General features: G+C 62.4%; 22 protein-coding genes. 8 read left to right on the top strand and 14 right to left on the bottom strand.

The features are described 5' to 3' along the window. Positions 1-12: 12 nt before the first annotated feature. From H3T88_RS05830 to H3T88_RS05820, 3 genes are read left to right on the top strand one after another with little or no spacing between them, the layout of a single operon-like run. Complete coding sequence (locus H3T88_RS05830; protein ID WP_198203880.1) at positions 13-552, top strand: peptidylprolyl isomerase; 540 nt, start codon at positions 13-15, stop codon at positions 550-552. Between the two features lie 12 nt (positions 553-564). Beyond that, a complete protein-coding gene (locus tag H3T88_RS05825) occupies positions 565-1056 on the top strand; it encodes a very short patch repair endonuclease (RefSeq protein ID WP_198203879.1) in 492 nt (163 codons plus the stop codon). Next, positions 1022-2068: a Gfo/Idh/MocA family protein gene (locus H3T88_RS05820; RefSeq protein ID WP_198203878.1), complete on the top strand. Its 1047-nt coding sequence runs from the start codon at positions 1022-1024 to the stop codon at positions 2066-2068. The genes H3T88_RS05825 and H3T88_RS05820 overlap by 35 nt, the downstream gene beginning before the upstream one ends. A gap of 29 nt (positions 2069-2097) precedes the next feature. Here H3T88_RS05820 and H3T88_RS05815 read toward each other — a convergent pair whose 3' ends face one another. Continuing rightward, positions 2098-2676, bottom strand: coding sequence for a haloacid dehalogenase-like hydrolase (locus H3T88_RS05815; RefSeq protein ID WP_198203877.1), 579 nt, complete (start codon positions 2674-2676; stop codon positions 2098-2100). Between the two features lie 439 nt (positions 2677-3115). On the opposite strand from H3T88_RS05815, the gene H3T88_RS05810 reads away from it, so the two are divergent. Then, positions 3116-3556: a MarR family winged helix-turn-helix transcriptional regulator gene (locus tag H3T88_RS05810; protein ID WP_015021689.1), complete on the top strand. Its 441-nt coding sequence runs from the start codon at positions 3116-3118 to the stop codon at positions 3554-3556. A 131-nt stretch (positions 3557-3687) separates the two neighbouring features. Here H3T88_RS05810 and H3T88_RS05805 read toward each other — a convergent pair whose 3' ends face one another. Both H3T88_RS05805 and H3T88_RS05800 read right to left on the bottom strand, forming a co-directional pair. After that, positions 3688-5085, bottom strand: coding sequence for an MFS transporter (locus H3T88_RS05805; protein ID WP_198203876.1), 1398 nt, complete (start codon positions 5083-5085; stop codon positions 3688-3690). A gap of 181 nt (positions 5086-5266) precedes the next feature. After that, on the bottom strand, positions 5267-6661 hold the full coding sequence (locus H3T88_RS05800) for a replication-associated recombination protein A (protein ID WP_198203875.1): 1395 nt from the start codon (positions 6659-6661) through the stop codon (positions 5267-5269). A gap of 270 nt (positions 6662-6931) precedes the next feature. Here H3T88_RS05800 and H3T88_RS05795 point away from each other — a divergent pair, with 270 nt between their 5' ends. Continuing rightward, positions 6932-8446 (top strand): amino acid ABC transporter substrate-binding protein/permease, encoded by a 1515-nt coding sequence (locus H3T88_RS05795; RefSeq protein WP_015021686.1) that lies wholly within the window; start codon positions 6932-6934, stop codon positions 8444-8446. Further along, the gene (locus H3T88_RS05790) at positions 8443-9258 is read left to right on the top strand and encodes an amino acid ABC transporter ATP-binding protein (protein ID WP_015021685.1); all 816 of its coding nucleotides are present in this window, start codon (positions 8443-8445) and stop codon (positions 9256-9258) included. The genes H3T88_RS05795 and H3T88_RS05790 overlap by 4 nt, the downstream gene beginning before the upstream one ends. Positions 9259-9268: 10 nt before the next feature. Here H3T88_RS05790 and H3T88_RS05785 read toward each other — a convergent pair whose 3' ends face one another. The 7 genes from H3T88_RS05785 to hisS form a co-directional block, all read right to left on the bottom strand. Continuing rightward, entirely contained in the window at positions 9269-11872 is a 2604-nt protein-coding gene (locus tag H3T88_RS05785; RefSeq protein ID WP_232347155.1) for a DEAD/DEAH box helicase, read from the bottom strand. 74 nt (positions 11873-11946) lie between these two features. Further along, entirely contained in the window at positions 11947-13110 is a 1164-nt protein-coding gene (locus H3T88_RS05780) for an amino acid ABC transporter permease (protein ID WP_198203874.1), read from the bottom strand. A gap of 6 nt (positions 13111-13116) precedes the next feature. Then, on the bottom strand, positions 13117-13794 hold the full coding sequence (locus H3T88_RS05775; protein WP_110412705.1) for an amino acid ABC transporter permease: 678 nt from the start codon (positions 13792-13794) through the stop codon (positions 13117-13119). Position 13795: 1 nt separating this feature from the next. Next, positions 13796-14626 carry a glutamate ABC transporter substrate-binding protein gene (locus H3T88_RS05770; protein ID WP_198203937.1) on the bottom strand — a complete coding sequence of 277 codons (831 nt, stop codon included), beginning with the start codon at positions 14624-14626 and terminating at the stop codon, positions 13796-13798. Positions 14627-14669: 43 nt separating this feature from the next. Beyond that, positions 14670-15485, bottom strand: a complete 816-nt coding sequence (locus tag H3T88_RS05765) for an amino acid ABC transporter ATP-binding protein (protein WP_269748967.1) — start codon at positions 15483-15485, stop codon at positions 14670-14672. A 183-nt stretch (positions 15486-15668) separates the two neighbouring features. Continuing rightward, complete coding sequence (gene aspS, locus H3T88_RS05760) at positions 15669-17471, bottom strand: aspartate--tRNA ligase (RefSeq protein ID WP_198203935.1); 1803 nt, start codon at positions 17469-17471, stop codon at positions 15669-15671. 39 nt (positions 17472-17510) lie between these two features. Further along, complete coding sequence (gene hisS / locus H3T88_RS05755) at positions 17511-18896, bottom strand: histidine--tRNA ligase (protein ID WP_198203873.1); 1386 nt, start codon at positions 18894-18896, stop codon at positions 17511-17513. Between the two features lie 84 nt (positions 18897-18980). Between hisS and H3T88_RS05750 the strand changes: the two genes are divergently transcribed. Beyond that, positions 18981-20552, top strand: coding sequence for a DUF349 domain-containing protein (locus tag H3T88_RS05750; RefSeq protein WP_198203872.1), 1572 nt, complete (start codon positions 18981-18983; stop codon positions 20550-20552). 177 nt (positions 20553-20729) lie between these two features. Here H3T88_RS05750 and H3T88_RS05745 read toward each other — a convergent pair whose 3' ends face one another. The 3 genes from H3T88_RS05745 to H3T88_RS05735 all read right to left on the bottom strand — a co-directional run bounded on the left by H3T88_RS05745 (position 20730) and on the right by H3T88_RS05735 (position 23931). Continuing rightward, positions 20730-23090, bottom strand: coding sequence for a RelA/SpoT family protein (locus tag H3T88_RS05745; RefSeq protein WP_232347154.1), 2361 nt, complete (start codon positions 23088-23090; stop codon positions 20730-20732). Between the two features lie 83 nt (positions 23091-23173). After that, positions 23174-23638 carry a dUTP diphosphatase gene (gene dut, locus H3T88_RS05740; protein WP_198203871.1) on the bottom strand — a complete coding sequence of 155 codons (465 nt, stop codon included), beginning with the start codon at positions 23636-23638 and terminating at the stop codon, positions 23174-23176. Then, a complete protein-coding gene (locus tag H3T88_RS05735) occupies positions 23638-23931 on the bottom strand; it encodes a DUF4193 domain-containing protein (RefSeq protein WP_015021672.1) in 294 nt (97 codons plus the stop codon). Before H3T88_RS05735 ends, dut begins: the two co-directional genes overlap by 1 nt. 167 nt (positions 23932-24098) lie before the next feature. Between H3T88_RS05735 and sepH the strand changes: the two genes are divergently transcribed. After that, on the top strand, positions 24099-25178 hold the full coding sequence (sepH, locus tag H3T88_RS05730) for a septation protein SepH (protein ID WP_198203870.1): 1080 nt from the start codon (positions 24099-24101) through the stop codon (positions 25176-25178). Here sepH and H3T88_RS05725 read toward each other — a convergent pair whose 3' ends face one another. After that, the gene (locus H3T88_RS05725) at positions 25179-26402 is read right to left on the bottom strand and encodes an alkaline phosphatase family protein (RefSeq protein WP_198203869.1); all 1224 of its coding nucleotides are present in this window, start codon (positions 26400-26402) and stop codon (positions 25179-25181) included. It lies immediately after the preceding gene. Positions 26403-26509 lie beyond the last annotated feature (107 nt).

Raw genomic sequence — 26509 nt, 5'->3', positions numbered from 1 at the left:
AGAATCGGGGACATGAGCACAGTCATCATGCACACCTCAGAAGGCGATATCCGTCTGGACCTCTTTGACGATCAGGCCCCTGAAACCGTAGCCAACTTCCTGGATCTGGCCGCCGGCCGCAAGGACTGGACCGACCCCGAAACGGGCCAGAAGCGTCAGGATCCTTTCTATGACGGGCTGACCTTCCACCGGATCATCAAGGACTTCATGATCCAGGGTGGCTGCCCGCTGGGTACGGGTACAGGCGGCCCCGGCTATGAGTTCGATGATGAGATCGACCCCTCCCTGACCTTTGAGGAACCCTACAAGCTGGCCATGGCCAATGCCGGGCTGCGCCGGGATCCCGCCACAGGGAAGACCCACGGCACCAACGGATCACAGTTCTTCATCACCACCGTGCCCACCCCATGGCTGAACGGGCACCACACCATCTTCGGCAAGGTGGCCGATGAGGATTCCCGGAAGGTGGTCGACAAGCTGGATGCCGTGGCCACAGACTCGGGAGACCGTCCCCTTGAGCCGGTCTTCATCAACAGCGTCGAAATCCTCTGAGCCGTGCCGGGGATGGTTTCAAAAAAGACACCCAGCAGATTCCAGCCCGGCACACGCAGCTACACCATGTCCCGAATCAGGGGCACGGAGACATCAATAGAACGTCAGGTCCGGTCCTACCTCTTCTCGCGAGGTCTGCGATTTCGCAAGAATGACAAGAGGTATCCGGGCCATCCTGATGTGGTTCTGCCCAAGTGGCGGGCCATGGTATTCGTCAATGGCTGTTTCTGGCATATGCATCAGGGCTGTGACAAATTCTCCCTTCCCAAATCCAATGTGGAGTTTTGGACTACGAAGCTGACGAGAAACCGTCTGCGGGATCAGGAGCAGGGCAAGAAGCTGAAAGCCATGGGATGGCGGGTCTTCACAGTCTGGGAGTGCCAGCTGGATGCCCGCCACGCCCAGGAAACCCTGCAGAAATTGTATGAGGCCATCACAGCAGATGGCAATCCGAACGAAGGAGTCGAGGATGAGCAGATTGAACGGCAAACGACAAGAGGCTGAGCAGAAGGGCATGCGAATCAACTTCGCCATCCTCGGCGCCGGAAGGATAGCCAACGCCTTGGCCAAGACGGTGGTCATGATGGCTGGGGACCAACGGTATAGCCATCTGGTGGCCCCCTACGCTGTGGCCGCCAGGGATGGTGATCGCGCAGCCGCTTTCGCCAAAAAATATGGATTCCGGCATTCCTATGGCTCCTACCAGGAACTCCTGGATGATCCGCAAGTGGATCTGGTCTACATCGCCACACCTCACAGCCTCCACGCCGAGCAGGCCAGCGCCTGCATGAAGGCCGGAAAGAACGTGCTGGTCGAGAAATCCTTCACAGCCAACGCCGATCAGGCCAAGCGGGTCATAGAGACATCCGAGAGCACCGGCCTGCTCTGCACCGAGGCCATCTGGACCAGGTACATGCCCTCGCGCTCCATCATCGACGACATCGTCTCCACAGGGGAAATCGGCACCGTCAGGACCGTGACCGCCAACCTGGGCTATGTGACCGTCGGCAAGGCCAGAATGACCGATCCGGCCCTGGCCGGCGGCGCCCTGCTCGATGTGGGCGTCTACCCTCTCAACTTCATCGACATGGTCATGGGCCCCAAGCCCATTGGACGGGTCTGCACGGATTGGGTCCGCAGCCCGGAGGGCGTGGACAGCCAGAACACCACGACCATTTTCTACCAGGATGGGTCCATGGGCGCGGCGACCAGCTCCATGGTCTCGGTCAGCGACCGGGCCGGCAGCATCTGGGGAGACCAGGGTTACCTACAGTGCGCCAACATCAACAACGTGGAGTCAATCGACCTGTACGACGGGGACCATAAATTGAGGAAGAGTTACCCCATCCCCGACCAGTTGACCGGGTATGAGTACGAGGTGGCCAGCGCCGCTCAGGCCATCCTGGATGGCAAGACCGAGTGTGCCCAGATGCCCCACAAGGATACGTTGCGCATCATGGAGCTCATGGACTCCCTGCGCCGCCGGTGGGGATTGGTCTTCCCCTTCGAATCATGAACTGACTGATAAAAGCCATGGTGGCCTGCCTATTTGATGCGGCGAACCCGGCCATGCTCGACCAGGTAGGCTCGCCGGGCAAGATCGATCATGGGCAGGTCGAAGGCCGAATCGGTATAGAAGGCGTCAACCGCAGTCCCCTCGCCCAGGATTCGCTGAAAGTTAAGGGGCTTGTCGGGTCCGAAGTTGAGGTAGCCCACGGTCAGGGACTCCAAATCCAAGGTGGAACCGATGCAACGGGTGATGCCCAGTCGACGGCAGGCTTCCCCAGCCACCAGATCGAAGGAGGCGGTCACCACCACGTCGTCGTCCTGGGGGGTGTACCAATCCATGATTTTGTGCATGTTGGCATCCCAGAACTGGCTGACCAGGCGATTCATGTCAAATCCGGGACGCGAGGTCAGCCGACGCAGGTAACGCGAGCCCACCCGACGCATGGCCGAGTCCAACTGCTCCAGGGTGACTCTGCCCAGGCGGTAGCGGACGGCATAGAAGAGGGCGACCGGCAGGTAGTGCAAGACCCTCGGATCCTTGCGAACAGTGAACAGGTAAAAGTCAAGCAGGCTCTCGCCATCGTAGATGGTGCCGTCGAAGTCCAGTACCCGCATGCCAGTCCTTTCGAGATCCCGTCGCGAAAAGGTAACAACTTAGCATACCGTGGAGCAATGACGGTGATAGTCCCCGACCACGGCCGACTCTTACCCGCCGGATGCAGACCTGCTTGGCCGGGCAAAAAATGCAATTCCTTTTATCCAACGAGCCTGTGGTAGACAAATATTTCTGGATGATCGGCAGATACGGGCATCGAGCAGAAGCAGATTCCCAGCAATCTTGATGCGGCCAGCCCAAGCACGAATCGTGGACGATACCTATGGTGTCGACGGTATTGATATGATGAAAAATGCGTCGTCCGTGCTGGGCCGAGGCTAGGGAGTTGCCGGAAATAGGCCTGGAGGGGGAACGGCGCCGAAGGGGTCCATGCGGTCATCGGGTCAACCATGCCCGCAGAACTCTTTGATCTTTCTTACCAGCTAGGGGGCAGCAACGATGTTGAAGAAGAGCCACTACCACAACCTGAGCAGCTGCATAGCCGGAATCTACCGGCATGCACGCAACGATGCCAGCCGGTACACAGGTGACCCCACCTTACGGGGCACCCAGGGTGATCTGATTGTATACCTCTATGATCATCCAGGCCTTAGCCAGCGCCAGATAGCCCGGGACCTGTGTGTAGATCCCAGTCTGCTGGCCCGGGATCTGAAGGCTTTGAAGGCCCAGGGCCTGGTCAGCCGTGAACAGAATCCAGCCGATCATCGGGTCAATATCATCGCACTGACCAGGTCGGGCGCAGACATAGCTCGCAAGAGAATCAGGTCGGTCAACAACTGGTGGATCGACCTGTTCAAGCAGAATCCCGACATCGACCCCGAGACTTTCCAAACCGAGCTACGTTGCGTCTACAACCGGTTGCTGGCCAATCAGCTCTGATTCCTCTTAACCGACAAAGGACCCATAGTGAGAAAAGGACCTGGCTGATTACCTGGCCGCCCCTCGACGGCACCAGGCTCATGCCAGGCCTTTTACTTCCCGGACTCATTACGCCCTTGGGTTCGTTCCTATCAGCCCACCGAGCGGCCGGACGTCTCCCAGCCCATCAGGCCCACAACCAGCATGGAGGCCAGGGCCACCAGGCTGATGGTGACAAAGATTGAGGTGCTCCCCCACTGGCTGAGCATGGCCCCAATCAGCACGGGCATGAGCACATTGCAGAGCTTGGCGACGGCATTGGCGATGCCTACGCAACGGAAACGGACCGTGGTCGGGAAGAGCTCGGGCGCGTAAACCGCCACCACCGAAGACATGAGGACGTAGAGACTGGCCATGAGCAGGATGCCTACCAGAACGGCCGTGACCTGGCTGGTCTGCGCGGCGTAGAGCAGACCGAAGACCGCCGTCAGCAGGAAGGCCGTGACGATGATCCGCTTGCGGCCGATTCGGTCCAGAAGCAGGGATCCAATCAGGCAACCCAGAGGTGCTCCCAGCATCATCAGTGTGCTGATCCACAGGGATCCGCTCAGATTTATGCCCCGCTTGAGCAGGATGGTGGGCACCCAGGAGGTGAAAGCATAGGAGCAGACGTTGGTGGCCGAGACTGCCACAGTAGCCACAACCAGGCCGCGGACAATGCTGCCCGAAGCCTTGGCAGGTGCACCAAGGCCCTCGTTCTTCCCAGCGATGGCAGAGTCGTCGCCAGAACCGGAGCCTGTCCGTTCCCGACCATTATCGGCCTCCAAAAGCTCAACCACCCTGATGGCCTCGTCCATCCGTCCGTGCAGGGCCAGCCAGCGAGGGGACTCAGGGATGTCGCGCCGTAGATACCAGATCAGCGCAGCTGCCAGACCAATGCCGACAAAGAGCGGCCTCCATGACCAGCGCGGAATGATCCAAGCGCACAGGAGCATGGCCAGGGGCACTCCGGTGTTGGCCACCAGCGAGACGATGGCGCTCCAGCGGCCGCGGTGCTTGATGGGAGCGAATTCGTTGACCATGGAGAAGCCGGTGACAATCTCGGCGCCCAGCCCCAGACCGGCCCCTAGACGGCAGACCGAAAGGATGGCCATGTTCGGTGCCAGAGCACCCAGCAGGGTAAAGCCTCCGAAGAGCAGCAGGTTGATCTGATAGGCGGTCCTGCGCCCCCGCAGGTCTCCGATGAACCCGGCCAGCAGCGAACCCACCAGGAGCCCCAGGAAGCCGGCCGACAGGAATAGGGAGTTCTGGGCGACCGTGGACCATCCGGTGCTCAAGGCCGAACTGGCTACTGCGCTGCCCACATAGACATCGATGCTGTCCATGAGCATTCCCGCGGCCACCAGGGCCACGATCTTGTAAAAAGTAGCCGATTCACGAGCATTGTCTACTCGCCGGGTAATCTCGCGGACCGCCAGGTCGTCCTCGGCCACGCCGAGGCCCTTCGATTGTTCGGATATGTCTGCATTGTCAATGACCGCTGTCGACATCGTCACCCTCGCGCCCGTGCATGAGGCGGACCCCATGCTTCCATGCCAGACCCGCCGACAGCGACAGGCTCCTTGTGGGAGCGTGGCGACCGTCAATATGGAAGGCCTGGACCCTGCGGCGTTTCGGTCATTGTGTGGCTGCTCAACGTCTATTGGGTGCCCAGTATAGGAGTCTGGACGGTCATTGCCTAGACCCGGCGTTTCCCTCCGGCCCGGCAGCCCTGTCAAGGATGGCCCTGATGGCCTCCAGTCGGGGGCCCAGCTGGCGCTCATAGCCCCGGTCATTGGGGTGATAGTAGCGTCGTCCGACCAGTTCGTCCGGCATGTACTGCTGCGGAGCCACTGCATCCGGCGCATCGTGGGCATACTGATAGCCCTCATGGTTGCCCCAGGCCTTCATCAGTTTGGTGGGAGCATTGCGCAGATGCAGGGGAACCTGGCCGATATGCCCGGCATCCACGTCTTCCAAGGCCTGGTTGATGGCCAGGTAGGAGGCGTTGGACTTGGGTGCGGTGGCCACGGCGATGACTGCCTCAGCCAGGATCAGACGTGCCTCTGGCATACCCACCATGGCCACGGCCTGGGCAGCCGCGACCGTGATCTCCAGCACCTCCGGAGAGGCCATACCCACCTCCTCGGCGGAGGCAATCATGATCCGTCGGGCGATGAAGCGCGGATCCTCGCCAGCCCGGATCATCCGAGCCAGATAATGCAGGGCCGCATCCACGTCGGACCCCCGCATGGATTTGATGAAGGCCGAGGCCACGTCGTAATGATCGTCGCCCTTCTTGTCATAGCGGACAGCGGCCACGTCCATGACCGAAGAGACCACCTTGGTATTGATCAACGGCCGACGCGCCCCCTTGGCACGAGGCCCGTCCTCAGTGACGGCTCCGGCCGCGGCCTCCAGGATGGTCAGGGCTCGGCGGGCATCACCCCCGGAAAAGCGCACGATCTGGTCCAAAGCATCCGGATCCAGCCGTACCTGGTCCTTGAGTCCCCGCTGGTCTTTGACGGCCCTGTGAATCAGAGTGGCCAGATCCCGGTCGTCCAGGGCTTCCAGCTTGACCACCACGGACCGCGAAAGCAGGGGCGCAATGACCGAAAAACTTGGATTCTCCGTGGTGGCTGCGATGAAAGTCACATCCCGGTTCTCCACACTCGGCAGCAGCGCATCCTGCTGGGACTTGGAAAAGCGGTGCACCTCATCAATGAAGAGTACCGTCTCCTGTCCCTGGCTGACCAGCCGCTCCCGAGCCTGGGCGAGGATCTGCCGCACCTCCTTGACCCCCGAGGCGACGGCCGAAAGCTCCTCGAAATGACGCCCGGACTGTCGGGCCACGATGTAGGCCAAGGTGGTCTTACCCACCCCGGGAGGACCGAAAAGAATGACCGAGCTGGGAGCCGTCAGACGGTTGTTCGGATCCGACCGGGCCAACCGCTCCAAGGGGGTTCCCGGGGCTGTGACCTTGTCCTGGCCGACCACCTCGTCCAGGCCTCGGGGCCGCATCCTGACCGCCAGAGGCAGGGTGTGCTCCTCGGGGGGATCCGCCGCCTGGAAGAGATCATCAACCATCTGCACTACCTCATTCCTCGGGGCCCCTATGGCTCCCCGCCCTCACCAGCATAGGCCAGCGTCTGCCGCAAACAGAAAGACGAACGCGCTAGACTGGGAACCCATATAGCCGTATCGCCCAGCGCGTAGTTGGGTTCCGGAAACCTGGTGTGTGTACAGTTTACTGGTCATCAGCCTGGATACCCATCAGGCAGGCCAATGGGCGGCAGCAAGGTCTGTCGCCTGGAAAACCGGAACCGGCATAGGTCGGAACAATAAGGAGAATCGCCAGTGATCGCCACGCATGTTCGCCAGAGATGGACATCGGGTCCAGGCAGGTGGGCCGTCGGCCTGCTGGCCCTGGTCCTGGGGCTCTCAGCCCTGATCGCCGCTCCCCTGGCCACGCCGGCGCAGGCGGCCCAGGACTCCCCCGCCGCGCAGGCGGTCAACGGACGCACCTTCCGCGTCGCCACCGACACCACCTTTGCCCCCTTCGAATTCAGGGACTCCTCGGGGAACCTGGTCGGCATCGACATGGATCTGATTCGCAAAATCGCCGACATCGAGGGGTTCTCAGTGCAGATCCAGTCCCTGGGCTTCAACGCCGCCCTCCAGGCCTTGAATTCCCAGCAGGCCGATGTGGTCATAGCAGGCATGACCATCACCGACCAGCGCAAGCAGGTCTACGACTTCACCGATCCCTATTTCGACTCCGGCGTGCAGATGGCCATCGCCAAGGACAACGACCAGATCCACAGCTACAAGGATCTGCGGGGCAGCGTGGTGGCCGTCAAGACCGGCAGCGAGGGCGAGGCATTCGCCAAGCAGCGGGCAGACCAGTACGGCTTTACTGTCAAGGCGGTGGACCAGTCCTCCACCATGTATGAGATGGTCAAGTCCGGAAATGCACAAGCGGTCATTGACGACTACCCGGTCCTGGCCTACGGCATCGCCCAGGGCAATGGGCTGAAGACCGTTACCAAGAAGGAGCCCGGTGCCTCCTATGGAGCAGCCGTCCGCAAGGGCGAGAACAAGGAGTTTGTGGCCGCCTTCAACGAGGGTCTGGCCAAGATGAAAGCCGACGGCAGCTATAAAAAACTGGTCGATTCCTATGTGGGCGGCAGCCATTCCAGCAAGAGTGCCTCCGCATCCCGGCCAGGATTCTTCGAGCTGGTCCGTCAGGCATTCCCCTCCCTGATGCTGGGCCTGCGCAACACCCTGGCCATCACGGCCATATCATTCGTCATCGCCCTGGCCATCGGTATCATCCTAGGACTGTGGCGGATCAGCCCCAACCGGATTCTGTCCTGGATTGCCCGCATCTACGTCGCGGTCTTCAGGGGCACACCCGTCCTGGTCTGGGCTTTCTTCTTCTACCTGGGCGTCCCCCAGCTGATCGGCCACCGCATCAGCATCTGGCTGGCCGGCGCACTGACCCTGTCCCTGAACTCCGGAGCCTACCTTGTCGAGATCGTGCGCGGAGCCATCGACTCGGTGGACGTCGGGCAGATGGAGGGGGCCCGCAGCCTGGGCCTGACCCGTCGCATGGCCTTGCGCCGGGTCATCCTGCCCCAGGCCGTCAGAATCGCCTCGCCCTCCATCATCAACCAGCTGGTCATCATGCTCAAGGATTCCTCCCTGTTGCTGGCCATCGGCTTCGGCGAACTGCTCTACCAGGCCCAGCAGATCTACGCGGCCAACTTCCGCGTGACCGAAACCCTGTTCATGGTGGGCGTCATCTACTTCGTCGCCATCAGCGCCCTGACCTGGATGGCCAATATGCTCGATAGGAGGCTGCATCGATGAACTTCGAGGACCCGGACATGGACACCGGACGACTGACCCGTCGCATCCGTCAGAACCAAAGTCACCGCAACCAGGGAGAGTCCCAGGCGGCCGTATCCATCCGCGACCTGCACAAGCGCTACGGCGACACCGAGGTCCTCAAGGGGATCGACATGGAGGTCAAGCCTGGAGAGGTCATCTCCATCATCGGCCCCTCGGGCGCGGGCAAGTCCACTCTCCTGCGCTGCATCAACGCCCTGGAGATGCCGACCTCGGGCACCATCAGCGTCTATGGAATCGACATTTCCGATCCAAAGACCGACATCGACAAGCTGCGCGAACACGTGGGCATGGTCTTCCAGCACTTCAACCTCTTCCCCAACATGAGCGTGGCCGAAAACATCATGCTGGCCCCCCACATGCTGCACAAGACGCCCAAGGAGGATGCCCGGCAGCAGGCCCTGGACCTGCTGGAGACCGTAGGGCTTCAGGAGAAGGCGGACGCGCGGCCCACGGATTTGTCAGGCGGGCAGCAGCAGCGTGTGGCCATCGCCCGCGCCCTGGCCATGCATCCCGACATCATGCTCTTCGACGAGGCCACCTCGGCCCTGGATCCGGAGATGGTGGGCGACGTGCTTGAAGTCATCCGCTCCCTGGCTGAGGGCGGCATGACCATGATTCTGGTCACCCACGAGATGGCCTTCGCCCGGGAGGTCTCCTCCAGGGTGATCTTCACCGATGCCGGAATCATCGAGGAGGAGGGCACGCCCGAACAGATCTTCGGCCACCCGCAGAGCCCCCGGCTGCAGTCCTTCCTCTCCAAGGTCCTGTAAGGACCGGGGTCTAAAGGTCCATCAGTTCCTCGATGGGACCCACCCGGTATTCCTTGAAGACCACCTGACCGCTCTCCTGGGTGGCATCCAGGTCCACGATGCCTGCGATGCCCCAGTCGCGTTCGCCCTCCACATCGTCGAAGATCTGCTGGACCCGCCAGGTGTGCCCCTGGCGCTCGTCACGGTCATCCAAGCTGAAGAAGTCCGAGGATCTGGCCTGGGCATCGGTCAGGATCTGCTCATGGTCCTCGTAGAGGTCATCCAGTGCGTCGCTCCAGGCCCGCAGGCCGTAGCCCCAGTCCGCATCCAGGTCGGCCAGGGCCTCCGGACGGTCGGCGGCCGCCAGTTCCACCCGCTGGAACATGGCGTTGCGCACCAGCAGGGTCAGCCCCCGCCGGTCCGTCACCACCTGGTTTTCCACCTTGGGCGGGGCGGCATCCAGGCCGCTTGCGACTTCGCCATTTTCAGCCCTGCCCGCAGCCTCCCATTCATCCACCAGGCTGGAGTCCACCGAGCGCACGATCAGTCCCAGCCAGGCCAGGATGTCCTCCAGTCGCTCATCCATGAACTCTTCGGGAACCGTCCTGCTGAGCGCCCGATAGGCATCGGACAGATAGCGGAGCAGGGTCCCCTCCGAACGGGATATTCCGTAGCGGGCGATGTAGCCGTTGAAGTCCGATGCCGTCTCGATCATGTCCCGCAGAACAGACTTGGGGTGGATCTCATAGTCGTTGGCCCAGGGAACATCCCGGCGGTAGCGGTCGAAGGCCTCCCCCAGCAGCTCCTCCAGGGGCTTGGGCCAGGTCACCTCCTGCAGACGCTCCATACGTTCCTCGTACTCCAGGCCATCCTCCTTCATCTGCTGGATGGCCGCGTCGCGGGCCTGCCGCTGCTGGGCCTTGAGTATCTGCCGGGGATCCTCCAGGGTGGCCTCGACCATGGAGAGCAGATTCATGTCGTAATCCGGATCCTCGGGATCCAGCAGCTCCAGGGCGGCCAGCAGGAAGGGCGAAAGGGGCTGGTCCAGGGCGAAGTCCTCGGGCAGGTCCACGGTCGTGAAGTAGTCCAGGCCGCCGTCGGGGTTCCGTTCGGTCTCGATGACCCCGGTGTCGGTCAGGGTCTGGAAGATCTCGTCGGCCCGGTCCTGCAGATGCTCCTTCTGCTGCGGGGTCTGACGGGAGTCCTCGATCAGGTCCTCGACCCGCCTCCTGGCATCCCCGCCCTGGTCGACCTCGTTGAGCACCATGGCGTGGGTGATCTTCAGGTGCGGCGTCAGGGTCTCGGGACGGGCCTCGATCAGCTTGTCGAAGGTCCCCTTGCCCCAGGTGACGAACCCCTCCTGGGGCTTCTTGCGTTTGATCCGCTTCAGCTTCTTGGGGTCGTTGCCCGCCTTGGCCACGGCCCTGGCGTTCTCTATCTCGTATTCGGGGGCCTCGGCCACGACCAGCCCGCTGGTATCGAAGCCCATGCGCCCGGCCCTGCCTGCGATCTGGTGGAATTCCCGGGCCCGCAGGCGGCGCATCCTGTAGCCGTCGAACTTGGTCAGCCCGGTCAGCAGGACCGTGTGGATGGGCACATTGATGCCGACCCCCAGAGTGTCCGTGCCACAGATGACCGGCAGAAGGCCATCCTGGGCCAGCTGCTCCACCAGACGCCGGTACCTGGGCAGCATGCCCGCATGGTGGACCCCGACCCCGGTGCGCAGCAGCCGCTGCAGAATCCTGCCGAAGGCCGTGGTGAAGCGGGTGCCGGCCATGGCCGCCTTGATCCGGTCGCGCTGGCCCCGGTCGGAGACCCCCGTGCTGGACAGGGCCTGGGCCGTCTCCAGGGCGGCATCCTGGGAGAAGTGAACGATGTAGACCGGCGAATCCCCATCGGCCAGCAAGGACTCCACAGTGGTAGGCAGGGGGGTGTCAACGTAACGGTAATCCAGAGGCACCGGTCGGGGGGCATCGGCGACGATGTCCACACCCACCCCGGTTTTGCGCTCCAGGTCCACGGCGATCTGATCCACGTCACCCAGGGTGGCCGACATGAGCAGGAACTGCACATCGGGCAGGGTCAGCAGGGGCACCTGCCAGGCCCAGCCACGGTCCGGATCCCCGTAATAGTGGAACTCATCCATGGCCACACAGCCGATATCGGCATGCCTGCCCTCCCTGAGCGCCTGGTTGGCCAGGATCTCGGCCGTGCAACAGATGACCGGGGCATCCGTGTTGATATGGGTGTCGCCGGTGATCATGCCCACCCGGTCACGGCCCAGGATCGAAACCAGGTCGAAGAACTTCTCAGAGACCAGGGCCTTGATTGGGGCCGTGTAGTAGGAGCGCCGTCCGGTGCACAGGGCGATGAAGTGCATGGCCAGGGCCACCATGGACTTGCCCGAGCCGGTCGGGGTCGACAGGATCACATGGTCGCCAGAAACCAGGGAGAGGACGGCCTCCTCCTGATGCGGCCAGGGGGTGATGCCCCGGGAAGCCACCCAGGAGAAAAAGCGGTCGTAGATCTGATCCTCGGTCAGATTGCGGGGGCCTCCCGCCTCGGGGACCAGGTCGCCCAAGGAGACTGGTTGGTCGGTTGAGGCGGTTGAGGAATCAGCATGTTCTTGGACCATGTCCACCAGTCTATCCGGCCAGGCACACAAGTCCGGCCGGACACAGGCTTGGAATCATGGGAGCTGAGGACCGGTCAGTCCTGGTCTTTGCCCTCTTGCTTCTTGCCCTCGTCCTTCTGATCGTCGTCGGAGCGGCCGCCACGTCCAGGCTTGAGGAAGTCCGGAATCTCCAGACTCGCCTTGTGCGGATCGACCAGCGTGTCGGGCTGGGTTCTGTCATAGCCCTGGATGTAGCGGGTCTTCCTCCAGTGCTGGATGGAGGCATTGGATCCACGGTGGTGGGCGTGGTACTGCAACGGCGCACCGCCGTACCGGTCCTCGTCCACCTCCTTGGCTACGGCTATCTGGTTGACGTTGGAGGGATCCATGATGGCCACGGGCGCGGCCGGCTCCACGAAGTCGGCGGGGGCGGCAGTGCGCTCCTGCATCTTCTTGGGCAGCCAACGGGCGAAGTGCGACAGCAGGAAGCAGACGAAGAAGTAGACCACCGAGGCCACCACCAGGGTCTGCAGGATGTTGAAGTACATGGAGCCCAGACGACGGGACTCCTGCAGCAGATCCGTGTACATGATGATGGAGCCCAGAGCCGTATCCTTGAGGACCACGACCAGCTGGGTCACGGCCGCCGGTAGCATGGCGTAGACGGCCTGCGGAACCTCGATCTGCATCAGCGACTGGGTCCTGGTCAGCCCCAGTGCCAGGGAGGCCTCACGCTGGCCGTTGGGCAGGTTGCCCACCCCCGAACGAATCAACTCAGCCACCACGGAGCCATTGTAAAGAATGAGGCCCAGCACGACGGCCCAATAGGAGGCCTGGCTGACTCCGGCAAAGGCGAACCAGCGCCAGAAGAAGATCATCATCATAAGAACCGGGACGGCCCGGCAGAACTCCACGATGATTCCTGAGACTGCCCTTACCAGCCAGTTGGGCAGCAGACGGCCAAGGCCGAAGACAAACCCAAAGATGACCGAGCCAATCACTGCAACCACCGAAGCCTTGATGGTCAGCCAGAGCCCAGGCAGATAGAAGTCCGACCAAGCTTCGTAGTCCAGGGCCGGACGCCAAAGCTCCCAGCTGAGCTGGTTCTCCCCATCAGGAGGATTGTGCAGCCTCATCAGCACCAGAATGACCACTATGGCGAAGATGATAGCGGCTATCCAATTGGCGATTCGTATGGTGCGCCGACCCTTGGGACCGGGCTGATCGAAGAGCAGCGAGCTCTCATTATCTGGTGCCATGGCCGCTCACCTCCTCACTGCCAGCTTGTTGGACAGGTACGTGGTCAAAGCTCCGATGGGCAAAACCAGAATCACATATCCTAGGGCGAAAATCAGGAAGATGGCCACAATGGCATTGGCGTGGAACTCTATCATCTCGCTCATCAGGGAGGAGCTCTCGGATGCCACGGAGGCGGCCGCAGCCACGGTGGAGTTCTTCAGCAGGGCGATGAAGGTGTTGCCCAAGGGCGCTACCGAACCACGGAAGGCCTGGGGCAGAATGATCTGTGAGGCCGACTGGAAGAAGCTCAACCCCAGGGCACGGGCCGCCTCGGCCTGGCCCAGAGGCACTGTGTTGATGCCTGAGCGCAGGGACTCGCAGACGAAGGCCGCCGTATACAGGGACAGGCCCGTCACTGCCAGCCAGAAGAAGTTGACGGAGAATTCCGGCGAGAAGCTGATCTTGAGCTGTGCGAAGGCACCCAGGACCATGAAGACCATGATGATGGTCAAAGGCATGTTCTGGAAGAACTCCACATACCCTCGGCCGACGGCCCGCAGGGAGGAGATGGGCGAGATGCGCATGATCACCAGGATGATGCCCAGGATCAGCGAGAAGAGGGCCGACCAGAGGGTCAGCTGGATGTTGACCCAAAAGGCTGCCGGGATGTCGTAGTCGGTGAACAGTTCGATGATGGTTGACATCTCACTCCCCCTCCTTGGGCTTAGGTGGGTTGTAGCGCGGATCGGGTTTGTAATGGGTGCCCCGGGTGTTGTTCTCGAGCGCCCGCTGCCAGGAGCCGTTGGCCTCCATGTCGGCCAGGGCCGCGTTGATCTTGTGGGCCAGCTTGGTATTGCCTTTTTTGATGCCCACACCGTAGTACTCCTGGGTGAAGGGCTTGCCCACCAGCCGCAGCCTTCCACGTGAGGCGGAAGCCAGACCAGCCAGGATGATGTCGTCAGTGGTGACTGCATCGACGATGCCGGAGAAGAGGGCGGTGGCGCATTCGGCGTAGCCCGGCTGCTCCATCAGCTGGACTTCTTTGGCGAACCGTTTCTTGACGGTGACGGCCGAGGTGGATCCAGTCACTGAGCACAGTCGTTTGCCATTGAGGTCTTCGGGGCCACGGATATGGTGGTCCTCCTTGCGCACCAGCAGGTCCTGTCCGGCCACGATGTAGGGTCCAGCGAAAGAGACGGCCCGCTTGCGCTCGTCCGTTATGGAATAGGAGGCCAGAATCATGTCCACGTCACCGTTCTGGAGCATGGCCTCACGCTGCTTGGAGGGGGCCTCCTTCCAGACGATGTCGTCGGGGCTGTAACCCAGCTTGTCGGCGATGTAGGTGGCCACGTCCACGTCGAAGCCCACATAGGTCCCGGCCTTCTTGAAGCCCAGACCAGGCTGGTCGAACTTGATGCCCACCCGAATCTTGCCTGCCTCCTTGTCGGAGCCGCAGGCCGCCAAGGAGATCAGGCAACCCAAAGCGCACAGGATCGCGGTCAGATTCTTGGCCAGCCGTTTCAACGGCTGGCCCATGCCATGCATGCTTGCATTCATGCGGATACGCTTCCCTCCTGCTTCAGTGGGTCAGAATCTTGGACAGGAAGTCGGCGGCCCTCTGGGTCTTGGGGTGATCGAAGAAGTCGTCGGGGTCGTCCTTCTCCAGAATCCGTCCATCGGCCATGAAAACGATATGGTCGGCGGCCTGACGGGCAAAGCCCATCTCGTGGGTCACGCAGATCATGGTCATGCCCTCCTGGGCCAGCTGAATCATCACATCCAGCACCTCGTTGACCATCTCCGGGTCAAGAGCCGATGTGGGCTCGTCGAAGAGCATGATCTTGGGCTGCATGGCCAGGGCGCGGGCTATGGCCACACGCTGCTGCTGGCCGCCTGAGAGCTGGGAGGGCATCTTGGAGGCCTGGGATTCCACGCCCACCCGGGCCAAGAGGTCCATGGCCAGGTCCTCAGCATCCTTCTTGGGCATATGGCGCACCTTGATGGGCGCCAGGGTCATGTTCTCCAGGATGGTCTTGTTGGCGAACAGGTTGAATGACTGGAAGACCATGCCCACCTCGGCCCTGAGCCGAGCCAGGTCGCGTCCCTCCTGCGGCAGGGGCTCCCCCTCGATCCTTATAACACCGGAGTCGATGGACTCCAGGCGATTGATGGTCCGGCACATGGTTGACTTGCCGGAGCCTGAGGGTCCGACCACCACCAGCACTTCGCCGGTTTGGACCTGCAGGTTGATGTCCTTGAGGACATGCAGGCTGCCAAAATGCTTCTCGACGTGGGCCAGCTCGACCAGCGGCCCGGACTTGTCCTTGGTTGGGAGATCCGAGACCGGTTTCTCCGGCAGAATCCGCTCCGACGGATGTTTGGTTGTTTCGCTCATATTGGGCAGTTTACTCATACTTTGTTGCGTAACGGCCATAGAAACGGTCCTCCTGAAAACAGAGGCCTTGGCCGAGCGCAACTGATTGACCTGGCAACGCATAGACAGGCGTAAACGATAAGGGCCAGGACCCCGCAGGATTCCAGCCCTCTTGGACTCTCGTCGATCAGTGACGGAATGCGCTCAGTCGGCATCCTCCTGATCCGGCTCCCAGTCCACACCGGTCTCGGCGCGTTGCTGGTCGGAGATGGGAGCCGGGGCTCCGGTCATGGGATCCTGGCCGCCGCCGGACTTGGGGAAGGCGATGACATCACGGATGGAGTCGGCTCCCGTCAGGATCTGTGCGGTCCTGTCCCAGCCGAAGGCGATGCCCGCATGGGGCGGGGCGCCGTACTCGAAGGCATCCAGCAGGAAGCCGAACTTCTCATGGGCCTCCTCGGGACCGATGCCCAGCACCTTGAAGATCCGGTCCTGAATGTCGTCGCGGTGGATACGCACCGAGCCGCCGCCCATCTCCTCACCGTTGCAGACGATGTCGTAGGAGTCGCTCATGGCGTGCTCGGGATCCTTGTCGAAGCGGTCGATCCAATCGGCCGAGGGCATGGTGAAGGGGTGGTGCATGGAGGTCCACTTGGAATGGCCCACGGCCACATCGTCGTCGTCCGGGTCGTCAGTGGGCTTGAAGAGCGGGAAGTCCACCACCCAGGTCAGGGCGAATTCGTCGGGCTTGAGCAGCCCCTGGCGACGGGCGATCTCCACACGGGCCGCACCCAGCAGGGTCTGCGAGGCCTCACGGGGACCGGCGGCGAAGAAGACGGCATCTCCATCCGAGGCTCCCACAGCCTCCTTGAGACCCTGACGCTCGGCATCGGACAGGTTCTTGGCCACGGGGCCCTTGAGGGTACCGTCGCCGGTGAACTGGACGTATGCCAGACCCTTGGCACCCCGCTGGCGGGCCCACTCCTGCCAGGCATCGAATTGCCTGCGGGGCAGGTTGGCCGCACCCTGGTAGACCACGGCGCCTACATAAGGTGCCTGGAAGACCCGGAAGGGCGTGTCCTTGAAGTAGTCGGTCAGCTCGACGATGGGGTTGCCGAAGCGCAGGTCAGGCTTGTCGGAGCCATACTTGTCCATGGCCTCCTGCCAGCTGATCCTGGGGATGGGCAGGCTGACCTCGAATCCCGCAGCCTTCCAGACCTCGGCGATGACCTGCTCGGCCATGGCCATGACGTCCTCCTGGGAGGCGAAGCTCATCTCGATGTCCAACTGCGTGAACTCGGGCTGCCTGTCGGCACGGAAGTCCTCGTCGCGGTAGCAACGGGCGATCTGGTAGTAACGCTCGAAGCCACCCACCATCAGCAGCTGCTTGAGCAGCTGGGGGGACTGCGGCAGGGCATACCAGGACCCGGGCACCAGACGTGCCGGCACCAGGAAGTCTCGGGCACCCTCAGGGGTGGACTTGATCAGGGTCGGCGTCTCGATCTCACAGAAGTCCATCTTGTCCAGGGCGGCACGGGCGGCACGGTTCATAGCGGCCCTCAGACGGATGTTGTGCTGCATGGATGGCCGGCGCAGGTCCAGATAACGGTAGCGCAGCCGCACATCCTCGCCGGGCAGCTTGTTCTCGGCTTCATTCTCCAGGGCAGTGGACACCTGGAAGGGCAGGGCTGCCGACTTGGCCAGCACCTCGATCTTGTCGGCCACGATCTCGATGTGCCCGGTGGACAGATGCTCGTTGTCATTGCCCTCGGGCCGTTCGCGAACCTTGCCGGTGACCTGGATCACGTACTCGCTGCGCAGGGGGCGGGCCTCTTCCTCGTCATAGATGACGATCTGCACCAGACCGGAACGGTCACGCAGGTCGATGAAGGCCACGCCTCCGTGATCACGGCGGCGATCCACCCACCCGGCCACCGTCACCTGGCGACCGACCATATCTTCAGTGACATCCGTGGCGTAGCTCGTTCTGTAAGCCGACTGGCCCATGCTTTCCTGTACCTCCATAATGCTCGGCCTGCCCCTGCGTCAGGCCTGGTATTCCACACTCTGCCGGGCATACAGGCTATCCGGCGTCCACGACACCAGGTCAGCCGGAATCTGTTCGCCGGTAATGATGTTCTTGACCTGGTCGCCCTCCTGCTGGCCCTCCTTGGCTGGGAACCAGACATAGGGGATGCCCAGGTGGTCGGCATAGCGGATCTGCTTGCCGATCTTGGCCGCGGTGGGAGCCACATCAGCGGCAATCCCCCGGGCACGCAGGTCCTGGGCGATGTGGTTGCTGAGTGTGCGATCCTCCTCGTCCCAGACAGCGACCATGACCGCCGCCGGGGAGACCCGGGAGGCCTGGACCCCCCGGGCCAGCAGGTAGGAGAGCAGACGTGAGAGCCCGATGGACAGCCCCACACCGGGATAGGTGCGGTTGCCCTGGCTGGCCAGGTTGTCATAGCGGCCGCCGGAGCAGATGGAACCCAGGGACTGCGCCCCCTCCAGGAAGGTCTCGTAGACCGAGCCGGTGTAGTAATCCAAACCACGGGCAATTTTCAGATCGGCGATGACCGAGCCCGGCCGGATGCGGGCGGCCTCGTCGATGATCATGGCCAGCGTCCCCAGTCCCTCAATGGCCAGAGCGTATGAAGGAGACTGCTTGTCGATGCCAACCTTGTCGACAAGGGCATCGAACCGCTGACGCAGCTGCTTGCCATCGTCGGCGGTCAGCTCGGCCAGATCCAGGCAGGCTCTGGCCTGGTCTTCATCGGCGCCGCATTCACTGACCAGCAGGCTGGCCACCTCGTCAGGGCCGATCTTGTCCAGCTTGTCGATCTCGCGCAGGACGCCCTCGACGTCCTCCAAGCCCAGACCCCGGTAGAATCCCTCGGAAAGCTTGCGGTTGTTGGCATGCACCGTGGGCTTGGGAAGTCCAAAGGCCCGCAGCTCCTCCAGGGCGCTCAGCATGACCAAGGGCACCTCGACCTCATAGTGGTCGGGCAGCTCCCCATTGCCGATCACATCAATATCGGCCTGGACGAACTCCCTGAACCGTCCCTCCTGGGGGCGCTCCCCCCGCCAGACCTTCTGAATCTGCCAGCGCTTGAAGGGGAAGGTCAAGTCGTTGCTGTGCTCCACCACGTAACGGCTCAGAGGCACAGTCAGGTCAAAATGCAGGCCCAACCGGCGTTCCACCGGCACATCCTTTTCCTGACCCAGATCCTGAAGGCGGGAGAGCAGGTAGATCTCCTTGCTGGTCTCCCCCTTCTTGAGCAGGCTGGATCCCTCTTCCACGGCCCTGGTCTCAATGCCGATGTAGCCGTTTAACTCAAAGACCTTGCGGAGCGTGTCGAGGATTCGCTGCTCCACCACTCTTTGCGAAGGAAGCCATTCAGGGAAACCGGATAGAGATGTGCCTTTTGCCATAAGAACCTATACTATAGGAGGTCAAGGAAAATGGTATTGCCATATTTTGCGATCTCTCCAACACACAAGCCTAAGGAGCTGGCCATGGCCGACAACACCGCCATCACACCCGAGAATACCCCGACACCGCAGGAGGAGCACACCGCGGACGCGGAGGGCCAGGTCGCTGCTGCGACGACGCCCGAAGCCGGGCAGGAACAGGCTGCCCCCGGACAGACCGCTTCCACTGAGGACGCACCGACACAGACCGCACAGGTACCGGCTGAGCCCCAGCCTGCAACCGCCGAAGCGCCTGCTCCGGCACCAGCACCTGCCGCGCCTAAGCCGGCAAAGCCCAAGGCAGTCCCCTCGCCAGCAGCTCTGGCCCACAAGGCCCCTCACGTCAAGGCCGCCCCGGCCGCTCCCACCTACAGCCAGGAAGAGATTGAGAAGGCAGAAGCCTTCGGCCGGGTGGACGGGCAAGGCAACGTCTTCGTTCGCGAGGGCGACCAGGAACGCCAGGTGGGCCAGTTCCCCAACGCTGATGCCAAGGAGGCCCTGAACCTCTATGCCCGCCGATACCTGGACCTCAAGGAGAAGCTGAACCTCTTCGCCTCCAGGCTGCGCAGCCCCAAGATCAAGGCCCACGAGATCGACGAGTCCATTACCTCGCTCAAGGAGGAGACCGACAAGCCCGAGGCGGTCGGTGACCTCGCCGCCCTGCGTACGCAGCTGGATCAGCTGGCTGAACAGGGGAAGGCCCGCAAGGATGAGCTGGCGCAGGCCCGCAAGGACGCCATGGCCAAGGCCATCAAGGAGCGGACCGCCATTGTAGAGAAGGCCGAAGAGCTGGCCGCATCCCTGGGCGACTCCACCAACTGGCGTTCCACGGCGGACAAGTTCCGTTCCCTCTTCGAGCAGTGGCAGCAGCACCAGCGCACCACCATCCGTATCGACAAGGCCGACGCGGACGCACTCTGGAAGCGCTTCTCATCCGCCCGTACCACCTTCAACCAGGCCCGCCGCAAGTGGGCGCAGCAGCGTGATGCCCAGCGGTCCGAGACCAAGCGGATCAAGGAGGAGATCATCGCCGAGGCCGACCAGATCAAGGACTCGACCGACTGGGGACCCACCTCCCACCGGTTCAATGAGCTCATGGACCGCTGGAAGCAGGCCGGACGTGCAGGACGCCAGGATGATGACGCCCTCTGGGCTCGGTTCCGTCAGGCCGCGGATGTCTTCTTCAACGCCCGTCAGGCCGACCGTGACAAGACTTCGGTCAACGAGCGGGAGAACCTGACCAAGAAGGAGGCCTTGGTGGCCAAGGCCGAAGCCCTGCTGCCCGTCAAGGACACCAAGGCCGCCAAGCAGGCCCGGCAGGAACTGGCCAAGATCCAAGAGGAATGGGACGCCATCGGCTTCGTCCCCCGTGACGACGTGCGTCGGATCGAGGGCAGGATGGATGCCGTAGACCGGCAGATCAAGGCCGTGGAGGATGCCGCCTGGAATCAGTCTGACCCCGAGGCCGATGCCCGCGTCTCCAGTTTCGAGCAGCAGCTGGCCACCCAACTTGAGGATTTGGACCGGCGGATTGCCGCCGAGCAGGATCCGGCCAAGAGACATGAGCTTGAAGCCGAGAAAGCCACCAAGGAGCAATGGATGAACGCCGTGCGCTAATCACCCATTTCCGCTGGTAGGACCCCCGGCTTGGTCATTGACCGCCGGGGGTTCTTCTCTAATCACCGTTAATAACCGTCTATCAGATTCCGGCACAGCAGATTTTCAAGGCCGGGAGCAAGTGATTGGTTCGAAAGAACAGTATGAAGGACGCCGCCACAAGAGTGCAGAGGAAGGTCAGATGGCCCGCATATGGGGACTGGTCGAGCCCTTGGCTCCGGTGAGCCGGTAGGCATCGAAGACCCCGTCGATCTTCCTGACGGCCGACAGGAGCGTGTTCAGATGCTGGGGGTCGCCCATCTCGAAGACGAACTGGCTGACGGCCACCCGGTCACGGCCTGTGGACTGGCTGCCCGACAGAATGTTGACCCCATGGTCGGACAGCACCTGGGTGATGTCCGAGAGCAGGTGTGGCCTGTCCAGGGCCTCCACCTGGATCTGGACCATAAAAGTGCCCTGTTCGCCCGTCCAGGCGACCTCGATGATCCGTTCGGGCTGCTTTTTGCGCAACTCCAGCAAATTCTGACAGTCGGACCGGTGAACCGAGACCCCCTGGTTGCGGGTGATGAACCCGGTTATAGGGTCTCCCGGCACCGGGGTGCAGCAACGGGCCAGTTTGACCCAGACATCGTCCACGCCCTTGACCGAGATCCCCTGGGAAGTCTCCGGCCGACTGGACTTGGTAACCCGCTGTAGGGGGATGGCCTCCTGCTCCACCTCGTCCTCAAGGGCTGACCGACCAGCGTCATGGACCAGACGCGAAATCACGTTCTGGGTGGAGACCTGTCCATCGCCAATGGCGGCATAGACCGCATTCTCATTGGGATAATTGAGCTCGTCAGCAGCTCCCACCATGGCTTCGGGGGTCAGCAGGGTGGCCACGGGAAGGTTCCGCTTGCGCATGGCGCGAATCAGCTCGTCCTTGCCCTCCTCGATGGTTTCCGAACGGCGCTCCTTGCTGAACCACTGACGGATCTTGCTGCGGGCACGGGGGCTCTTGGCGAAACTGAGCCAGTCGCGCGAAGGCCCATCGGTGTCCGACTTGCTGGTCAGAATCTCCACCGTGTCCCCGTTGCGCAGCTTGGTGTCCAGAGGAACCAGACGGCCGTTGACACGCGCGCCCATGGTTCTGTGGCCCACCTCGGTGTGGACGGCATAAGCGAAGTCCACGGGTGTGGAGTCGGCCGGCAGGGAGATGATCTTGCCCTTGGGGGTGAACACATAGACCTCGGCCGCGCCCAGGTCATCCTTGAGGGAGCCCAGGAACTCGTTGGAGTCCGGAGTCTCGCTGGTCCAGTCGGCCAGCTGCTGGATCCAGGTCAGGTTGTCCTCCTGGCTCAGCTCCTTATCCTGGCGCTCACGCTTGACATCGGACTTGTCCGGCTGGGAAAGCTCTCGGCCGGCGGAACCGTTCTCCTTGTACTTCCAGTGGGCGGCGATGCCGAACTCGGCACGACGGTGCATCTGCCAGGTACGGATCTGAATCTCGACCGGCTTGCCACCCGGACCCACCACAGTGGTGTGCAGGGACTGGTAGCGGTTGGTCTTGGGCATGGCGATGTAGTCCTTGAACCGCCCAGGCACCGGGCTCCACCGGGCATGGACGGCGCCCAGGGCCGCATAGCAGTCACGGATGGTGTCCACGATGATGCGCACCCCGACCAGGTCATAGATGTTGGCGAAATCGTGCCCACGCACGATCATCTTCTGGTAGATGCTGAAATAGTCCTTGGGCCGCCCGGTCACCTGGGCCTTGATGCCCTGGGCATCCAAATCCTCATGGATCTCGTCCAGGATCTGCTGCAGGTAGACCTCACGCTGGCCGGCCCTGCGGGAGACCAGGACCACGATCTCGTTGTAGATCTTGGGATAGAGGGTCTTGAAGCTGAGCTCCTCCAGCTCGGTCTTGATGGCGTTCATGCCCAGTCGGTTGGCGAGGGGCGCATAGACGTCCAGGGTCTCGCGGGCCTTGCGCTGGGCTGATGAAGCCTTGACGTAGCGCCAGGTGCGGGCGTTGTGGACCCGGTCGGCCAGCTTGACCACCAGGACGCGAACATCCCGGCTCATGGCCACGATCATCTTGCGGATGGTCTCGGCCTGGGCCGAATCGCCGTAGTCCATCTTCGATATCTTGGTGACCCCGTCCACCAGCCCGGCCACCGTGTCGCCGAACTCGTCCCGGCACTGATCCAGGGTGTAGTCGGTGTCCTCCACAGTGTCATGCAGAAGACCGGCCGAGACCACCGTGGGCCCCATACCCAGGTCGGCCAGAATCTGGGCTACAGCCAGTGGATGGATGATGTATGGTTCGCCGGACTTGCGCCTCTGGTCGGCATGCTGGACCACGGCCCGATCGTAGGCACGCTGAAGCATGGACAGGTCCTCATCGGGATGATGGGCGGAGCAAATCTCCCAGATGGGCATCAGGGGGTTGAGCGGATCGTCACTGACCTCACAGCCCAGGGCTTTGGAGGACAAGCCAGAAGGGGCCTGATCGCCGACATCATTGCTGCAGACGCTGCCCTCCTGAGTGACCATTCAAGCCTCCAATGTCCCGATATAATGCACCAATCCTACACTTCCGCATAGCCCATTCGGGTCGCTCGTGTCCGCAGGGCGTATCAGCGGCCGGTCGAGCCGAATCCGCCATCCGAACGCATCGAGCCGGGCAGGCGTTCAGCGGGCACGAAACGGGCCTGCACGTAGCGCTGGATGACCAGCTGGGCGATGCGCTCCCCAGGTTCGAAGTGGACCGACTCATGCGGATCAAGGTTGATCAGCGGCACCTTGATCTCGCCCCTGTACCCGGCATCGATGGTCCCGGGCGCGTTGAGCACGGTCACACCCATTTTGACCGCCAGTCCTGAACGGGGATGGACCAGGCCGACGTAGCCGTTGGGCAGGGCCAGGGCGACGCCGGTAGGCACCAAGGCCCGCTGGAAGGGGGCCAGATCCACGGCGACCCTGGCTCGAAGATCGGCCCCCGCGTCACCGGGCATGGCGTATTTCGGCATGTCGGCCCCGTCCAAGGACTGGAACAGAACCTCGACCGTTTCAGGCTCGTTGTAGGACTCGTCATAGGCCATCAGGCGGCGCACTCCTTGCAGACTGGCTTACCGTCGGATGTGGTGTAGGCCAGCTGACTCCGATGCTTGACCAGGAAGCAGCTGGAGCAGATGAATTCATCGCCCTGCATGGGGATGACGGTCACCGAGGAGTCTTCATTGCTCAGGTCAGCGCCCGGAAGCTCATAGTCCTCGGCAATGGCGTTCTCGTCGTCATCCAGGTCAGCCCCGGAATCCTGCCCGCTCTTGCCAAGCTCCTGCAGGGATTCCTCGTCGTCATCCTTGTCTCGCGGGGTATCGTAATCCTGTGCCATCGTGTACCCTTTCCTTGTTCGGCCAGTCACCTCGTATACCGGTCATTCCACACGATATGTACTGCGCATAGGATACACGATTTCAAAAGCACGTAAAATACGAACCATAGGGCACAATGGAAATACCTGAGGCCGTGTAAAGGAACCGTAAGAGGATAGGGGCGTGCATGTCTGAGAATGGGACCAGGATGGCCAGCTTTGACCATGTCGACGACAGGGGCGATCTGGTCTTCGTCTGTGACCACCGGCACTTCGCCGTACGGGTCGACGATGCGCTTGATCGCGCCATTCTTGAGGCCAAGCAGGTCAAGGAAGAAGAGGACGTGGATCCTCAGACAGGCAAGTCCAAGCCCCTGCCTGTCTCTGCCATCCAGGCGGCTGTGCGTGCCGGCGCCCGCCCCGAACAGGTGGCTCAGCAATACGCTGTCAACGAAGCCTTGGTACGGCGTTTCGCGGCCCCGGTGGAGACCGAGAAGAAGTACGCCATCGAGCAGTTCCTGACCATGCCGGCGCCCAAGGGATCAGGCGGACGAAACTACCAGGAACTGATAGGCAAGGTGCTGGCCCGTGCGGGGGTCAGCCTGGCACAGGTTTCCTGGCAGGCCACCAGACGAGGGTACGAACCCTGGAACATCAACGGCGTGTTCACGCTGGACAAGCGGATTTTCAACGCCCGCTGGGCCTGGAACATGCATGACAACACCGTTACCTGTCTGAACGGGGCTGCCAGGATGCTGCTGGATGATTCCGAAGACGGCCATGGACAGGAGCGACCCGCCTTGGATCAGGGCCCTGCCGAAGAGATCGACGACCAGACCGACAAGCGGCCTCCAAGCCAGGAGGACGCCTTTGCTCAAATCGAAGAAGACGACACCGGATCGGTGGGCCAGGAGAACGGAGAGCGTCAGGCGGCGCTCACGGCCTGGCTCTATGGCAAGCCCAAGGAAGGACAGGACCAGACAGTTGACCGGGAGCCCAACCACCCCCATGCCGAACTGACCGAGGACCCCGATACGGCCGAGCATCCTCCCATCAGGGACAATGAATCCACAATGGTCCTGCCGGTGCAGAGCCATGGACAGGGCCAGGCTGGCCATGAGCAGCCCGAGCAGCAGGATCAAAGCGACGATGCCAGTAAGGATGAGCAGGAGGACGAGACCAAGGATGGTCGCAGCAGCAGGCGGGCCAAAAAACACTCCGGGCGGTCGGCCGTACCCAGCTGGGATGAGATCCTCTTCGGCAAGTAGTCAGACCAGATCGATCAGGCAGGGAATCTGTGTCTCAAGACGGGTCCAAGAACCATGGACGCCAGGCAGCCTGGTCGCCGCATCAGTCTGGTCAGCCGAATTCACCAGGGTGGCCCGGTCACCGGCCAGAACAATAATGTCGCCGATCATGGGACGGATACGGGCATCGACAGGACCGAAGATTCCCCGTTCAATGGCCTGGTCCCGGGTCAGCACCCAGGCCCGCTCCCCCAGATGCTCCTGCCAGCGTGCAGCCACGACCTGGGGATCCACCCCCGGATTCAGATAGAGCATGACAGCCCTGGGTTCGCCGCCCACCAATCTCACATCTCGGTTCAACTCCGGGTCCTGGGCTATGTCGATGCGCTGGTCCGGATCGGCTTCGACCATGCCGTGATCGGCTACGATCACCGTCAGTGTCCCGGCGGGCAGTCGGCGGTGAAGCTCGGCCAGCTGGGCATCGGTCGCTTCAAGAGCGGCCACCCATTCTTCGCCCTCCCAGCCGCTGTGGTGGCCCACCTTGTCCACATCGCGGATGTAGAGATAGGTCAGTCCCGGCTGGCGGGCAGCCTGACAGGCGGCCAGGAGACGCTGACGGGAGTGGTTGTGTGCCAGGTATTCCCCACCACGTAGAGCCGCACGTGTCAGGGCGGAGTCACGAAAACGCGGCAGGCCCGAGGATGTCACACGAACCCCCTGCGCCTGGAGGGTCTCGAAGACCGTGGGACGGCGCTGCAGGCGCTCGGGATCCTGAGCCCCCCTGAACTGGATCATCTGGCTCAGCTGGCCGGTGTCGGGGTTCAGCTGGGTGTAGCCGGTCATGCCGGTCAGCCCAGGACAGGTTCCGGTGCCGAAGACCCCCATGGCGGCCACGGTCGTCGAAGGCAGGCTGGTGCAGAGGGGACGCTGGTTGATGGGTTCGGACAGCAGCGAGCGCAGGTAGGGCACATGGCCCTGGCGGCTGACCAGGTTCCAGAATCCCAAACCGTCCACCAGGACGACGACCACCGACTGAGCATCCGGCAGTCCCAGTGCCTCCTGGAGGGTCTTGGCAGAGGGGTGGACGTCGGTGGCCACGGGTGCTCCCAGGCAGGCGCTCAGGGCTGGCAGAACGGCGGACAGATGCCTGGCCCCGCCAACTTGCTTGTCCCCCGCCTGGTCCCCGTATCGGATAGGCGGACTCGGCTGCAGCAGTTCCTTCATGTCAGGTGTATCCAGACCCATGTTTCCATTCAACCACGGTCAGACCCCAGGCCGACACCGGGGCCGAACAGGCACGCTTTGGCGGACCGTCCGGTTATCATAAGGCGGAACGTGAAGGAGCAGGAGCT

Source organism: Bifidobacterium sp. W8110, assembly GCF_016101375.1.
GTDB lineage: Bacteria > Actinomycetota > Actinomycetes > Actinomycetales > Bifidobacteriaceae > Bombiscardovia > Bombiscardovia asteroides.
The sequence above is the reverse complement of the archived record's forward strand: the minus strand, read 5'-3'. Positions and strand labels throughout refer to the sequence as shown.

Bases quoted from the DNA above. Each gene is read 5' to 3' on its own strand.
- H3T88_RS05830 (WP_198203880.1), top strand. From the start codon at position 13: ATGAGCACAGTCATCATGCACACCTCAGAAGGCGATATCCGTCTGGAC.
- H3T88_RS05825 (WP_198203879.1), top strand. From the start codon at position 565: ATGGTTTCAAAAAAGACACCCAGCAGATTCCAGCCCGGCACACGCAGC.
- H3T88_RS05820 (WP_198203878.1), top strand. From the start codon at position 1,022: ATGAGCAGATTGAACGGCAAACGACAAGAGGCTGAGCAGAAGGGCATG.
- H3T88_RS05815 (WP_198203877.1), bottom strand. From the start codon at position 2,676: ATGCGGGTACTGGACTTCGACGGCACCATCTACGATGGCGAGAGCCTG.
- H3T88_RS05810 (WP_015021689.1), top strand. From the start codon at position 3,116: ATGTTGAAGAAGAGCCACTACCACAACCTGAGCAGCTGCATAGCCGGA.
- H3T88_RS05805 (WP_198203876.1), bottom strand. From the start codon at position 5,085: ATGTCGACAGCGGTCATTGACAATGCAGACATATCCGAACAATCGAAG.
- H3T88_RS05800 (WP_198203875.1), bottom strand. From the start codon at position 6,661: ATGGTTGATGATCTCTTCCAGGCGGCGGATCCCCCCGAGGAGCACACC.
- H3T88_RS05790 (WP_015021685.1), top strand. From the start codon at position 8,443: ATGAACTTCGAGGACCCGGACATGGACACCGGACGACTGACCCGTCGC.
- H3T88_RS05785 (WP_232347155.1), bottom strand. From the start codon at position 11,872: ATGGTCCAAGAACATGCTGATTCCTCAACCGCCTCAACCGACCAACCA.
- H3T88_RS05780 (WP_198203874.1), bottom strand. From the start codon at position 13,110: ATGGCACCAGATAATGAGAGCTCGCTGCTCTTCGATCAGCCCGGTCCC.
- H3T88_RS05775 (WP_110412705.1), bottom strand. From the start codon at position 13,794: ATGTCAACCATCATCGAACTGTTCACCGACTACGACATCCCGGCAGCC.
- H3T88_RS05770 (WP_198203937.1), bottom strand. From the start codon at position 14,626: ATGGGCCAGCCGTTGAAACGGCTGGCCAAGAATCTGACCGCGATCCTG.
- H3T88_RS05765 (WP_269748967.1), bottom strand. From the start codon at position 15,485: ATGAGCGAAACAACCAAACATCCGTCGGAGCGGATTCTGCCGGAGAAA.
- aspS (WP_198203935.1), bottom strand. From the start codon at position 17,471: ATGGGCCAGTCGGCTTACAGAACGAGCTACGCCACGGATGTCACTGAA.
- hisS (WP_198203873.1), bottom strand. From the start codon at position 18,896: ATGGCAAAAGGCACATCTCTATCCGGTTTCCCTGAATGGCTTCCTTCG.
- H3T88_RS05750 (WP_198203872.1), top strand. From the start codon at position 18,981: ATGGCCGACAACACCGCCATCACACCCGAGAATACCCCGACACCGCAG.
- H3T88_RS05745 (WP_232347154.1), bottom strand. From the start codon at position 23,090: ATGGTCACTCAGGAGGGCAGCGTCTGCAGCAATGATGTCGGCGATCAG.
- dut (WP_198203871.1), bottom strand. From the start codon at position 23,638: ATGGCCTATGACGAGTCCTACAACGAGCCTGAAACGGTCGAGGTTCTG.
- H3T88_RS05735 (WP_015021672.1), bottom strand. From the start codon at position 23,931: ATGGCACAGGATTACGATACCCCGCGAGACAAGGATGACGACGAGGAA.
- sepH (WP_198203870.1), top strand. From the start codon at position 24,099: ATGTCTGAGAATGGGACCAGGATGGCCAGCTTTGACCATGTCGACGAC.
- H3T88_RS05725 (WP_198203869.1), bottom strand. From the start codon at position 26,402: ATGGGTCTGGATACACCTGACATGAAGGAACTGCTGCAGCCGAGTCCG.